At 73.2% G+C, this 12800-nt stretch carries 11 protein-coding genes and 1 pseudogene; 8 read left to right on the top strand and 4 right to left on the bottom strand.

Annotation, left to right across the window (positions count from 1 at the left end; all coding sequences use genetic code 11):
- Positions 1-2: 2 nt before the first annotated feature.
- The gene (locus A6035_RS10010) at positions 3-209 is read right to left on the bottom strand and encodes a dodecin (RefSeq protein ID WP_007629964.1); all 207 of its coding nucleotides are present in this window, start codon (positions 207-209) and stop codon (positions 3-5) included.
- 116 nt (positions 210-325) lie between these two features.
- On the opposite strand from A6035_RS10010, the gene A6035_RS10005 reads away from it, so the two are divergent.
- From A6035_RS10005 to A6035_RS09995, 3 genes are read left to right on the top strand one after another with little or no spacing between them, the layout of a single operon-like run.
- On the top strand, positions 326-1102 hold the full coding sequence (locus tag A6035_RS10005; protein WP_108847662.1) for an isocitrate lyase/PEP mutase family protein: 777 nt from the start codon (positions 326-328) through the stop codon (positions 1100-1102).
- Positions 1103-1160: 58 nt separating this feature from the next.
- The gene (locus A6035_RS10000; RefSeq protein ID WP_235026602.1) at positions 1161-1838 is read left to right on the top strand and encodes a DinB family protein; all 678 of its coding nucleotides are present in this window, start codon (positions 1161-1163) and stop codon (positions 1836-1838) included.
- Entirely contained in the window at positions 1819-3576 is a 1758-nt protein-coding gene (locus A6035_RS09995; protein WP_235026603.1) for a lipase family protein, read from the top strand. The genes A6035_RS10000 and A6035_RS09995 overlap by 20 nt, the downstream gene beginning before the upstream one ends.
- A gap of 13 nt (positions 3577-3589) precedes the next feature.
- Here the strand turns inward: A6035_RS09995 and A6035_RS09990 are convergent, their stop codons facing one another.
- Positions 3590-4582 carry a pseudouridine synthase gene (locus tag A6035_RS09990; protein WP_108847661.1) on the bottom strand — a complete coding sequence of 331 codons (993 nt, stop codon included), beginning with the start codon at positions 4580-4582 and terminating at the stop codon, positions 3590-3592.
- A 146-nt stretch (positions 4583-4728) separates the two neighbouring features.
- Between A6035_RS09990 and A6035_RS09985 the strand changes: the two genes are divergently transcribed.
- Both A6035_RS09985 and A6035_RS09980 read left to right on the top strand, forming a co-directional pair.
- On the top strand, positions 4729-5733 hold the full coding sequence (locus tag A6035_RS09985) for an endonuclease/exonuclease/phosphatase family protein (RefSeq protein WP_108847660.1): 1005 nt from the start codon (positions 4729-4731) through the stop codon (positions 5731-5733).
- Positions 5730-6350: a DUF2238 domain-containing protein gene (locus A6035_RS09980; protein WP_108847659.1), complete on the top strand. Its 621-nt coding sequence runs from the start codon at positions 5730-5732 to the stop codon at positions 6348-6350. The genes A6035_RS09985 and A6035_RS09980 overlap by 4 nt, the downstream gene beginning before the upstream one ends.
- 101 nt (positions 6351-6451) lie before the next feature.
- Here the strand turns inward: A6035_RS09980 and A6035_RS09975 are convergent, their stop codons facing one another.
- Positions 6452-7723: a cation:proton antiporter gene (locus A6035_RS09975; protein WP_108847658.1), complete on the bottom strand. Its 1272-nt coding sequence runs from the start codon at positions 7721-7723 to the stop codon at positions 6452-6454.
- 137 nt (positions 7724-7860) lie between these two features.
- On the opposite strand from A6035_RS09975, the gene A6035_RS09970 reads away from it, so the two are divergent.
- A complete protein-coding gene (locus tag A6035_RS09970) occupies positions 7861-8931 on the top strand; it encodes an LLM class flavin-dependent oxidoreductase (RefSeq protein ID WP_108847657.1) in 1071 nt (356 codons plus the stop codon).
- Positions 8932-9183: 252 nt separating this feature from the next.
- Positions 9184-10577 (top strand): annotated as a pseudogene (locus A6035_RS09965) (cryptochrome/photolyase family protein).
- Between the two features lie 22 nt (positions 10578-10599).
- On the opposite strand, the gene A6035_RS09960 reads toward A6035_RS09965, so the two are convergent.
- Positions 10600-10830: a hypothetical protein gene (locus A6035_RS09960; protein ID WP_108847656.1), complete on the bottom strand. Its 231-nt coding sequence runs from the start codon at positions 10828-10830 to the stop codon at positions 10600-10602.
- A 222-nt stretch (positions 10831-11052) separates the two neighbouring features.
- On the opposite strand from A6035_RS09960, the gene ilvD reads away from it, so the two are divergent.
- Entirely contained in the window at positions 11053-12792 is a 1740-nt protein-coding gene (ilvD, locus tag A6035_RS09955; RefSeq protein ID WP_235026760.1) for a dihydroxy-acid dehydratase, read from the top strand.
- The last annotated feature ends 8 nt before the right edge of the window (positions 12793-12800 follow it).

Here is a 12800-nt window from a genome sequence, read left to right as displayed (position 1 = left end):
GGTCAGGACTCGTGGCGGAATCCCACCTTGATGGTCACCTGCCAGTGGGCGACCGCGCCGCCGTCGAGCTTGCCGCGGACGGACTGGACCTCGAACCACTCGAGGTTCCGCAGGGTCTTCGACGCCTCCGCGACCGCGTTGGCGATGGCCTGGTCGGTTCCGTCCGGCGAGGAGCCGACGATCTCGGTGACGCTGTAGACGTGGTTCATGGTGGCCTCCGGGGTACGCGTGCCGTTGTGTGATACGCGTCACTCTACGGTGATCCGCGGGCCGGGCCACCGGCGTAGGGTCGGGAGACGAAAGCCACGCTCTGAGGAGGATCGAGATGCCCGACGTACGCGCACGAGCAACCACGCTGGCCGAGCTCCATCAATCGGGTGAACTGGCCGTCCTGCCGACCGTGTGGGACACCTGGAGCGCGAGGGTCGCCGCCGACGCCGGCTTCAAGGGCCTGACGGTGGGTAGCCACCCTGTCGCCGACGCCATCGGCAGCGCGGACGGGGAGAAGATGGACTTCTCCGAGTACCTGCGCGTGGTCAAGCGCATCACCGACGCGGTGCCCGTCCCCGTCAGCGCGGACGTCGAGTCCGGCTACGGTCTCGACCCGGCCGAGTTGATCGCCCGCCTGCTCGAGGCCGGCGCCGTCGGCGCGAACATCGAGGACGTCGTGCACCGCGAGGGCAAGCGGGTCCGGGACCGTCAGGAGCACGCCGACTACATCGCCGGCGCCCGCCGCGCGGCCGATGACGCCGGGATCCCGTTCGTCATCAACGGACGTACCGATGCCGTCAAGCTGGGGACGGACGTCTTCCCGGACCCGGTGGCGGAGGCCGAGGCCCGCATCACGCTCATGGAGGATGCCGGAGCACGATCGGTGTACCCGGTGGGCGTGACGAGCGCCGACCAGCTGACGCGTCTCGTCCAGGCGGTAACGATCCCCGTCAACGCGACCGCCCATCCGGTGAAGGGACACGGCGCCGGCGACCTGGCGACCCTCAAGAAGCTCGGCGTGCGCCGGGTGTCCTTCGGCCCGCTCTGGCAGATGTGGCTCGCCGAGGTCTCCACCGACCGGTTCGCCGACTGGCTCCCCGCGAACGGCTGACGTCGCAGACCGGGCCGATCCGGCCGCGGGCCCGCCGGGACGGTGAGACGGTGGGTGTATGGACACGCCTCCCGAACCCTCGCTGCCGGACACCAAGGACTGGACGACCGTACTCGAGTCGGGCTGCGACGAGTGCGGCTACCGGCCTCACGATCCGGCCACCACGAGCGACCGCCTGGCCTCCGCCCGCGACCGGTGGCTCGCCGTTCTGGGGCGGCCCGGGGTCGAGCGGCGACCGGCCCCGCGGGTGTGGTCACCGCTGGAGTACGCGGGCCACTGCCGTGACCTCATCGAGGTCCTGGGGGACCGCATAGCGGCGATGCTCGACCGTGCCGAGCCGACGTACGACGATTTCGACGGCGAGGCGGCGGTCGTCGAGCACGCGTACTGGCGTAGCGACCCGGACGACCTCGCCCGCCGTCTCGACGCCGCCACCGCTCGGACGCTGGAGGTTCTCGACCGCGTCGGCCCCGCGGACCAGGACGGGACCGGTCGACGCGGCGACGGCTACGTGTTCACCACGCCTCCTTGTGCCAGTACATCGTGCACGACGTCGAACACCATCTGGGTGACGTCGACGGGTGAGAACAGCCGACGTCGACGGGTGAGAACGCGCGGTTCGGAGTCTCCCGCGCGGGGCCTCGGGATAGTTTCATTACCGGAGGCCGTATACGCCGGTAGAGGTCGGCCCGAGGACGCACCCGAGGAGACAGATCTTGCACGACACGGCCGATAAGCACACCGACCGCGGACGGCGGGTACTCGGCGCCCTTCTGGCCCTGGCGTCCGTCGCCCTGGGCGTGGTGTTGATCCTGGTCCACCTCGGTATGCCGGTGATGGTCACGCTGGCAGGGGCGGGACTCGTCGTCGTCGGACTGGCCACGGTCACCGGCGTCGACGGTGCCGGCCGCTCCGGGCGGTGGACGCGCATCGCGGTCGGACTCGCCGCCGTCGCGGCCGGCGTCGTGGTGCTCGCGTGGCGCACGGCGAGCATCCGCACCCTGCTGTGGGTGATGGTCGCCGCCCTGGTGGCGCACGGGGTCCACACTGTCGTCGGGGCGTGGCGCGGCGGCACCGACCGTCGGGTGGCCGGCCTGTTCAGCGGCGCCGCGGCCATCCTGCTGGGCCTGCTGTGCCTGGTGTGGCCGGTGCTCGCGATCGAACTGATCCGGTACGCGGTGGGTGCGTGGCTGGTGTTCGTCGGCCTGCGCGCGCTGATCGAGCTCGTCGTGGAGCGGCCCCGCGCCCGCATGCGCGCGGGCCGCGAGCGTGTAGGCAGGTGGGCGAGGACGGCGGCGGCGGTCGTGGTGTTCCTGCTCGTGCTCGCGCTGGCGATCGGCAGCGTGGTCCTGCTCAGGGGCGACGACCGGCCCGAGCCCGACGCCTTCTACACGGCGGTAGAGCCGCTGCCCGACGAGCCCGGGGTGCTCCTGCGCGCCGAGACCCTCACCGCGGGCGTGCCGGACGGCGCCGACGCCTGGCGGATCCTCTACACGACCACCCGGCCGGACGACACGGTGACCGTGTCGAGCGGTGTGGCGATCGCGCCGGCCGACCGGGGCGGCGACGAGCTGCCCCTGCTGAGCATCGCCCACGGGACGACGGGCATCGTGCCCCGCTGCGCCCCGTCCCTGAGCCCCACCCCGTTCGCGGACGGCGCCGCCGCCGCCCTCGAGCAGATGGTCACCGAGCACGGGTGGGCAGGCGTCATCTCCGACTACGTGGGCCTGGGCACGGCCGGCATGCACCCGTACCTGGTGGGGCGGGCCGAGGCGCGCAACGTGCTCGACGCCTCCCGCGCCGCGCAGCAGCTCGACGGGCTCGACCTGAGCACCGACACCGTCGTGTGGGGCCACTCGCAGGGCGGCCACGGTGCGCTCTGGACCGGGCAGATCGCCGGCGACTACGCGCCGGAGCTGACGCTGCGCGGTATCGCGGGCATGGCTCCGGCCAGCGACCTGTACCGGCTGGCCGACGAGGACAAGGACAGCGTCGGCGGCAAGACCGTCTCGGCCTACATCGCCACGTCGTGGAACGAGATCTACCCCGACCTCGACCTGTCCGGCCACCTCAACCCGGGCACGGCGCACGGCGTGGAGAAGATCTCCGACCTGTGCTTCAACGAGAAGGACGTCATCGCCGCACTCCTGCGCGGGACGCAGATCCCCGAGCAGGTCTTCCCGGACTCCGTCCTCGAGGGCGGGCTCGGCGACCGACTGCGGGAGAACTCGCCGACCGGCCCGTGGCCGGCGCCCGTCCTCGTCGCGCAGGGCCTGGCCGATCCGCTCGTGACGCCGACGATGCAGGAGAACTGGGTCGCCGGTCGGTGCGCGGCGGGCGATCCGATCGACTTCCGCACCTACCCGGGGCTCGACCACATGGGGCTGGTCGCCGCCGACTCACCGCTCACGCCGCAGTTGGTGCAGTGGACCCTCGACCGCTGGGCCGGCGCGGCGCCCACGCCGACCTGCTGACCGCCCAGCGGCGTCACTCACCTGACGTTCCAGCGGCGCCGCTGACGGGGGCGTGCGCCAGGGCCCGGCGCGTGACGAACCGCCGGGGCCCGCCGGTGACGGGGTCGGTGAACCTGAGCTCGCGGGCGAGGAGCTGCAGCGGCAGGTCGGGGTCGTCGGGGGCCTCCGGCAGCAGGTCGGGGTAGCGCCGGTCGCCGAGGATGGGGATCCCCAGCGCGGCGAGGTGCACGCGCAGTTGGTGGAGCCGCCCCGTGCGGGGCCGCAGGAGCGTGTGGACGACGGGCCGCCCGGACTCGCTGTGCCCGGTCCTGAGCACGTCGACGAGGGTCTCGGAGTTGGGCGGTAGGTCGGGGTGGAGGGTGACGCGCAGCTCGCCGCGCCGCGACCGGATGTGCTCGCCGTGGGTGACGGGCACCGGGCGGCCGCCGAGTGTCGGCGCGGCCGGGTCCCATCCGGGCGGACGCGCGGAGACGGCCTCGTAGACCTTGGTGACCTCTCGCCGCTCGAACATGGACTGGTAGGCGCCGCGGGTGTCGCCGCGGGCGGAGAACATGACCACCCCGGCGGTCTCGCGGTCGAGGCGGTGGATCGGCGTGATGTCGTCGTTGCCCAGGCGGGTGCGCAGCCGGACCAGTGCGGTCTCGCGGAGGAAGTGGCCGGAGGGCGTGGTGGGGAGGAAGTGTGGTTTGTCGACGACGACGAGGTGGTCGTCCCGGTACAGGATCTCCTCCCGGTAGGGCAGAACGAGCTCGTCGGGCAGATCGCGGTGGTACCAGACGAACTCGTGGGTGCCCAGCGGGGTGTCGTGGTCGATCGCCCGGCCCTCGGCGCCGACGATCTCGCCGGCGGAGATCCGGCGCCGCAGCTCGCCCGGGTCGAGGTGGTCGAACCTCGCCTCGATGTACTCGGCGATGCTCGCCCACGGGCCGTCGGCGGGCACGCGCAGGCGGGTGGGGCTGACGCCGTCCCGGACCGGTAGGGGCGGGGGCATGGGCACGGTGACCATTCTCCCACCGCGGTGGCGCCGCCGGGTGCCGCGCGTCGACCGGGCCCCGGCGAGTATCGGGGCCGTCCACTCCGGCTCGCGCGCCGAATAGGGTGGAGGTCGCCCGGCAGTAGCGACGCGGCGGCGAGAACGGCAGGAGCGTGGACATGGCACAGCGTGAGCCCCGACGCGGCTTTGCGTCCGGCTCCGCGTCCGTCGGAGCAGCCGACCCGTCGCCGTGGACCCCGCCCCTCATCGGCCCTGTGCCCGCGCCGGGCCTGCACGTCATGACGTGGAATGTCCGGCGGCCGGTGCCAGCCGCGTTGACCCGCGCGGCGGATCGATGGCGCCACCGGACCCCGCGCGTGCGCGCCCTGCTCGCCTCCGAGCGGCCGACCGTGCTCTGCGCGCAGGAGGTCGTCGCCGAACAGGTCCCCACGGTGCTCGAGGGTCTCGGCCCGGGCTACGACCACGTCGGTCGTGGTCGCTCGGCGGACGGCGGGGGAGAGGCGTGCCCGGTCTTCTTCGACACGACCCGCCTCGAGCTGCTGGGCTGGGAACAGTCCGCCCTGTCGGACACGCCGCACCGCGCGGGATCGGTGTCCTGGGGCAATCTGTTCCCGCGGGTGGTGGTCGAGGTTCGGCTTCGCGACCGGGTCACCGGGCACGAGCTGCTCGTGGTCAACACTCACCTCGACCCGCTCTCGGCCCGGTCCCGCCTGCGCTCCGCCCGTGCCCTTCTGGAGGTGGTGGCCGAACGGGACCTGCCGGCCGTCGTGACCGGGGATCTCAACGCGGGATCGTCGAGCCCGGCCGTGCGGGAACTCCTCTCGGACGGGACACTGGTGGACAGTTGGCGGGTCGCCCGGGCCCGGCGCAGCGAGCAGTGGGGCACCTACGCCGACTATCGGCGGCCGCGCCGGGACGGCGCCCGGATCGACTGGATCCTCACCACGCCCGGTCTCACGGTCATCGACGCCGCGATCAATCCGCTCCGTCACGAGGGCGGGTGGCCGTCGGACCATCTGCCGGTGCACGCCGTGGTGCACCCGGTCGGCCCGGATGGCCCCGCTGGCCCGGATGGCCCGGATGGCCCGGCCGGCCCGGACGATGAGGCGCACAATGGGGTGCGAGGCGAAACGCGAGGAGAGGGAGGAGCCCGGCGGACGTGATCGACAACTTCCTGCGACCCGCCGGGAGCGCAGCCCAGAGGGTGGCGGACGCCCTGCGCGTGCTGGGCGTCCTCACCGTGGTCTCGGCCCTGCTCTTCCACGGACTCACCGACGCCGCCATCATGGCCTTCGCCCTGCCCGGACTCATGCTGCCCCGGTTCCTCGGCATGCGTGCCTGGGCGGACGCCGCCGTGTCGGCCACCCTGCTCGTCGCCGCGTGGAGCAACGTCGTGGACCTCTACCGCACCATCTGGTGGTGGGACATCCTGATCCACTTCCTCCTGGCCGGGGCCCTGTCGGTGGTGGCGTACCTGTTCTGTGCCCACCGCGGGATCGTGCGGGTGCCCGGCTCCCGCCGGTTCACCGTCACCGGCGCCGTCGTGCTCACCACCGCGTTCGGGCTCGCGCTGGGCGCGATGTGGGAAATGGTCGAGTGGTTCGGATACGCCTACCTCACCGACGACATCTACGTGACCTACGAGGACACCGTCGGCGACCTGGCGGCGGGCGGACTCGGCGCACTGCTCGCCGGCGTGCTCATGGCCCGTGGCCCCGGGCTGCTGCTCCCCGCGGCCACGGCGCCCGCCCGGCCGGCGCCCACCTCCCGGCACCGGTAGATCTCGGTCCGCCCGCGCCCGGGGAGACGGGCCCGTCACGCCCGAGGGGTGGCCTCGTCGTCGTCGCCGTATCCGCGCGGGCGCGAGGCCGCTCGCGGAGCTCAGCCCCGGGCGACGCCGCGACGGTCGTCCCCCGCGCGGACCACCTCGGCGAGGACCGGGAAGGCCAGCACGGTGACCGCGCCGGCCGCCACGAGGACCGACGCGATCTCCGCGGTCATCAAGCCGTTGTCCACGGCGACCTGCGTGACCGCCACGATGATGGGCAGGCCCGTGGCGGCGTAGAGCCCCACCCGGGCCCGGTCCCGGGGCGACACGAGGTCGGGATGGGAGTGCAGCACGGCCTCGCCCAGCCACACCCCGCCGCCGCGCAGGACCAGCATGCTCGCCACCGCGGACAGCAGCAGCCACGGCGCGTCGGCCACCGCACCCACGCTGATCCCCATGCCCGACACCACGAAGAACACGGGGATGAACACCGTGTAGCCGACCGTCTCGAGCTGGGACAGCAGGATCTCCGACAGATCGCGGCGGGGGCCGTCGGCCGGGCCGCCGGTCGGGCGCGGCACCCGCACGTCGAACCCGGCGACCAGGCGTCGCAGGATCATCCCCGCCGCGAACGCGCCCAGGACCACGTCGAGCCCGAACACCGTGGCCACCACCATCATCGAGGCCAGCAACAGGATCACCGTCCGCATCGCCAGCTGGCTCGTCGACGTGGTGCCGCGGACCATCGCGCGGCCCAGCGCCGGGATGTGCAGCAGCCGCGCGGGCACGGCCAGGATCATTAGTGCCGCCACCACGAACAGGCCCACGGCCACGGCCGACGACACGACGTCGCGCGTTCCCAGCAGCAACGCCATGACCAGCACCGGTCCCAGCTCGCCGACCGCGCCGTGCGTGAGCACCGCCCGCCCGACCGGGGTGGTGTCGTGGCCGGCGCCCTTGAGGATCGGCAGCAGGGTCCCGATCGCGGTGGAGGTGAGCAGCAGGCCGATCGCCACCGCGGTCTCCCAGCGGCCCGAGACCAGCCAGCCGACCCCTGTCGCCAGGACCACTCCGACCAGCCAGCTGAGCATCGCGCGGCGGCCCGGCCGGCCGGTGAGCGACGACACCTCCAGTTCGAACCCGGCCAGCAGGAACAACAGCCCCAGACCGATCTCCGCGAGCAACGCCACACCGCCGGACTCCACCGCCAGGCCCAGCCCGTCGGGGCCGATGAGCATCCCGCCGACGAGCAGCAGCACCACGCCGGGCACCAGCGAGCGCGTGAGGCCGGACAGCAGGGGCGCGGCCCACACCACCAGGGCGATCCAGAACAGGGAGACCAGTTCGGTCGAGGAGGGTTCCGCGGCCAGGAGGGTGGTGGTCACGATCCGGCCTTTCCGCGTCGACAGATGAGAGGGAGCTTAGTCCAGCCGCCGGGCCGGCGTGCGGTGTCGCCCGGCGTGGGGCGACGGAGGACCGCGGGTGTGCGGGGCGTCGTGCCGCCCGTGCCAGGGTGGAGGCCATGACCTCCTCGCCGTGCACCCGCTCCGACGGTGACCCCCGCGCCCTGCCGGGGTTCCGCCGCACCTACGCGCCCGGCCGCCTCACGCTGGGCCTCGGGTTCCCGCTGCGGAGCCGGGCCGACGGCGACGACGTCCACGACCCGGCGGCCCAGGTGCGGCTGGCCCGGGCCGCCGAGGCCGGCGGGTTCGCGGCCCTCTACGTCCGTGACATCCCGCTGCGGGTGCCGTCCTTCGGCGACGTCGGTCAGGTCTACGACCCGTGGGTCTACCTCACCCACATCGCCGCCCACACCTCGCGGATCGCGCTGGGCACCGCGGGCATGGTCCTGCCGGTGCGGCATCCGCTGCACGTGGCCAAGTCCGCGGCCAGCGTCGACCGGCTCTCGGGCGGCCGGCTCCTGTTGGGACTGGCGTCGGGGGACAGGCCCGAGGAGTTCCGCGCGTTCGGCCTCGAGCAGGGCGAGCGTGGTGAACGGTTCCGCGAGAACCTCCGCGTGATGACGCACGCGCTGACCACCGAGATGCGCGGGATCCGGTGGTCCGGCGGGTGGATGCACAGCGCGGACGTGGTGCCCAAGCCCACCGCCGCGTCGGTTCCGGTGATCATGATCGGGTCGTGTCAGCAGAGCGTGGCCTACCTCGCCGCGTACGGGGACGGGTGGATGACCTACCCGCGCGACTTCGACGCCCAGCGGCGCACCGCCGCGCAGTGGAGGGAGGCGGTGGCCGCCGCCGCGGAAGGCGGCCACAGCGCGGGTGGCGGGGCCGAGGGTGGCGACGCGCAGCGCGGTGCGCGGGACGGCGGCGAGGGGAACGACGGCGAGGTGTTCAAGCCCTTCGCGCAGTCGCTGCAGATCGACCTCGCGGAGGACCCGGACGAGTCCGCCTCCCCGATCACCTTCGGTTTCCGGATCGGCCGGCGCAGGCTGGTCGACCACCTCGAGGACCTGAGGGGGATCGGGGTCAACCACGTGCAGCTGGGTCTGGGGGCCTGCCGCCGCCCGGTCGGCGAGGTGATCGCCGAGCTGGCCGAGCACGTGGTGCCGCACTTCCCGGCCCTCGCGCCCTAGGGTCACCGCACGCCGAAGCGGTCGACGGCGCGGTCGACGGCGCGGCGGGCGGTGCGGCGGGCGGTGCGGTCGACGGTGCGGCAGTTCGACGCCGCGGTTCCGTGAGCGGAGGTGCGCCGTGACCGCGGGGCCCGACGAGGGGCCGCACGTCTGCCGGCCCGACGAGGGACCGCGCTTCTGCCACACTCGGGGTCACGGCGGCGGGTCCCGGTCGATCCGCCGTGATTGCCGACGAGGGAGGCCCCCGTGGGGATCTCGATACTGTGGTTCCGCCGCGACCTGCGCCTGTCCGACCATCCGGCGCTGCTCGAGGCAGTGGGGGCCGGGGACGAGGTGCTGCCCGTCTTCGTCCGCGATCCCGCCCTGCTGTCCCGGGCCGGCGCGCGAGCCGACCGACTGGCGGCCTCGGTCGCGGCGCTGTCGGCCGACACCGGCGGAGCGCTGGTCCTGCGAACCGGCGATCCAACCCACGTCATCCCCGGACTGGCCGCGCTCACCGGTGCTCGCGAGGTGCACGTCAGCCGCGAGTCCACGCACTACGGACGCCGCCGGGACGAACGGGTGCGGGCCGCGCTCGAGGCCGACGGCCGCCGGCTGGTCGAGACGGGCTCGCCGTACGCCGTCGGGCCCGGCCGCGTCCTCAACGGCAGCGGCCGCCCGTACCAGGTGTTCACCCCGTTCTCACGCGCGTGGCGCGAACACGGGTCGCCCGAGCCCGGGCAGCGGCCCCGGGACGTCCCCTGGGCGGCTACGCCCGCCGGGGAGCTCCCCGGAGACGACGGTGACGGCTGGGGACGCGACGCGGCGGGTGCCGCGGTTCGCGGTGCGGCCGGTGACGCGGGGGAGGCCGCGGCCCTCGCCCGGTGGCGGGGCTTCCTCGAGGACGACCTCGAGCACTACGGACAGCAGCGCGACCGCCCCGATCTGGACACCACGAGTCGCCTGTCCGCGCCGCTGAAGTACGGAGAGATCCACCCTCGCACGATTCTGGCCGACCTCGCGGCGCACCCCGCCGCCGACGGCGAGGGGGCCCGCCGCTTCGTCACCGAACTCGCGTGGCGGGAGTTCTACGCCGACGTCCTGTGGCACCAGCCCCGGTCCGCCTGGCGAGACCTGCGCGACGTTCTCGCCGGGATGCCGTACGACCGGGGTCCCGAGGTGGACGACCTCGTCGAGGCCTGGCGACGGGGCCGGACGGGCTTCCCGTTCGTCGACGCGGGCATGCGTCAGCTCCTCGCGCAGGGGTGGATGCACAACCGCGTCCGGATGGTCACCGCGAGTTTCCTGGTCAAGGACCTGCACGTGTGGTGGCCGGTCGGCGCCCGGCACTTCCTCGACCAGCTGCTCGACGGCGACCTCGCCTCCAACAAACACGGATGGCAGTGGGTGGCCGGCACCGGGACGGACGCCTCCCCGTTCTTCCGTGTCTTAACCCGGTCACCCAGGGGCAGCGCTTCGACCCGGACGGGGACTACATCCGCCGGTGGGTCCCGGAACTGCGGCATCTACCCGGGGCGGCCGCGCACGAGCCCTGGCGGTGGCCCGACGGGCACGACCACGGGTACCCCGAGCGGATCGTGGACCACGCCGAGGAGCGGCTCGAGGCGCTGCGCCGGTACGACCTCGTCAGGAACCGCTCCCGCTGAGCGGGCGGGCTGCGGGCGGCGGTCAGTCGTCCGCGAGCCGGAACTCGAAGAACCGGTCGATCCCCAACTCGGCCGCGGCGGAGGTGCCGTCCGACCGGATGTAGCCGACGTACTCGGCGTAGGCCCGCCACTGGCCCTCCAGCTGCGCCACCTTCCCCGGGTAGCGGTCGGCCAGGTCGACCAGTTCGCGCGGATCCTCCGCGGGGTTGAACAGCTGCCATCGGTTGCCCCGCCGTACGGGGGCGCCATCCACAGCAGTTTCCAGTCGCCGCACAGCACCGATCGGCACTCGAGCATCTCGAAGCACAGAGCGTTCAGCCCACCGCGGAGGGGGAAGCGGTGGCGGGGGTCATGCCGCCATCCTGTCGGCTCGTGGAGGACCCCTCGCCGGAATCCCCGCCCCGATCGGCGGACAGTCGGGCCGCGGCGGAGGGTCCGACCGCGCGGTGGGGCGGACAATGCCTAGGCTGTGCGCATGAGTTCCGGAACCGACATGCGTAGCCCAGGACACGCGGCCACCGGCCGCGAGGCCGACGTCAAGCCCCGGAGTCGCGACGTCACCGACGGTCTCGAGAAGACCGCGGCGCGCGGGATGCTCCGGGCGGTGGGGATGGGGGACGACGACTGGGTCAAGCCGCAGATCGGCGTCGCGTCGTCGTGGAACGAGATCACCCCGTGCAACCTCTCGCTGGACCGGCTGGCCAAGAAGGTCAAGGAGGGCACGCACGCGGGGGGCGGGTACCCGCTGGAGTTCGGCACCATCTCGGTGTCGGACGGTATCTCGATGGGTCACGAGGGCATGCACTTCTCGCTGGTCTCCCGCGAGGTGATCGCCGACAGCGTGGAGACGGTCATGAGCGCCGAGCGGCTCGACGGCTCCGTGCTGCTCGCCGGGTGCGACAAGTCCCTGCCGGGGATGCTCATGGCCGCCGCGCGCCTCGATCTGGCGAGCGTGTTCCTCTACGCCGGGTCCACTCTGCCCGGCTTCGCCAAGCTCTCCGACGGAACGGAGAAACAGGTCACCATCATCGACGCCTTCGAGGCCGTCGGAGCCTGCTCGCGCGGTCTCATGAGCCGCGAGGACGTCGACACCATCGAGCGGTCCATCTGCCCGGGCGAGGGCGCCTGCGGCGGGATGTACACCGCCAACACCATGGCGAGCGCGGCCGAGGCCCTGGGGATGTCCCTCCCGGGCAGCGCGTCCCCCCCGGCCCCCGATCGTCGGCGCGACGACTACGCGACGGCGAGCGGTGAGGCCGTGGTCGAACTGCTGCGCCGCGGGATCACCGCCCGCGACATCATGACCAAGGAGGCGTTCGAGAACGCCATCGCCGTGGTCATGGCCTTCGGTGGGTCCACCAATGCCGTGCTGCACCTGCTCGCGATCGCCAGCGAGGCCGAGGTCGAGCTGACCCTCGAGGATTTCGCCCGCATCGGTGCGACGGTGCCGCACCTGGCGGACGTCAAGCCCTTCGGCGCGCACGTGATGACGGACGTCGACCGGATCGGCGGGGTGCCCGTGGTGATGAGGGCCCTGCTCGACGCCGGGCTGCTGCACGGCGACTGCCTCACGGTCACCGGGCGCACCGTCGCCGAGAACCTCGCGGACATCGCCCCGCCGGACCCGGACGGCCTCGTGCTGCGCGCGATGGAGTCCCCGATCCACCCGACCGGCGGCATCACGATCCTGCGCGGGTCACTCGCTCCGGAGGGTGCGGTGGTCAAGTCCGCGGGCTTCGATTCCGATGTCTTCGAAGGCACCGCCCGGGTCTTCGAGCGCGAGCGCGCGGCGATGGACGCCCTCGAGGACGGGACCATCACCGCCGGAGACGTCGTGGTGATCCGCTACGAGGGTCCCAAGGGCGGGCCCGGCATGCGGGAGATGCTCGCCATCACCGGTGCGATCAAGGGCGCGGGCCTGGGCAAGGACGTCCTGCTCATGACCGACGGGCGCTTCTCGGGTGGCACCACCGGTCTGTGTGTGGGGCACATCGCCCCGGAGGCCGTGGACGGGGGACCGATCGCGTTCGTGCGGAACGGCGACCGGATCCGACTGGACGTCTCGCAGGGGACCCTCGAGCTGCTGGTGGACGAGTCGGAGCTGCAGTCCCGGCGCGAGGGGTGGGAGCCCCTGCCGCCGCGCTACACCCGCGGCGTCCTCGCCAAGTACTCGAAGTTGGTGCAGTCCGCCTCGACGGGCGCCATCTGCCGCTGAGGCGGCCC

The sequence above is a fragment of the Dietzia lutea genome, from assembly GCF_003096075.1.
Classification (GTDB): domain Bacteria; phylum Actinomycetota; class Actinomycetes; order Mycobacteriales; family Mycobacteriaceae; genus Dietzia; species Dietzia lutea.
The sequence above is the reverse complement of the archived record's forward strand: the minus strand, read 5'-3'. Positions and strand labels throughout refer to the sequence as shown.

Excerpts from the sequence above, each read along its gene's own strand:
- A6035_RS10010 (WP_007629964.1), bottom strand. The coding sequence starts at position 209 with ATGAACCACGTCTACAGCGTCACCGAGATCGTCGGCTCCTCGCCGGAC.
- A6035_RS10005 (WP_108847662.1), top strand. The coding sequence starts at position 326 with ATGCCCGACGTACGCGCACGAGCAACCACGCTGGCCGAGCTCCATCAA.
- A6035_RS10000 (WP_235026602.1), top strand. The coding sequence starts at position 1,161 with ATGGACACGCCTCCCGAACCCTCGCTGCCGGACACCAAGGACTGGACG.
- A6035_RS09990 (WP_108847661.1), bottom strand. The coding sequence starts at position 4,582 with ATGGTCACCGTGCCCATGCCCCCGCCCCTACCGGTCCGGGACGGCGTC.
- A6035_RS09985 (WP_108847660.1), top strand. The coding sequence starts at position 4,729 with ATGGCACAGCGTGAGCCCCGACGCGGCTTTGCGTCCGGCTCCGCGTCC.
- A6035_RS09970 (WP_108847657.1), top strand. The coding sequence starts at position 7,861 with ATGACCTCCTCGCCGTGCACCCGCTCCGACGGTGACCCCCGCGCCCTG.
- ilvD (WP_235026760.1), top strand. The coding sequence starts at position 11,053 with ATGAGTTCCGGAACCGACATGCGTAGCCCAGGACACGCGGCCACCGGC.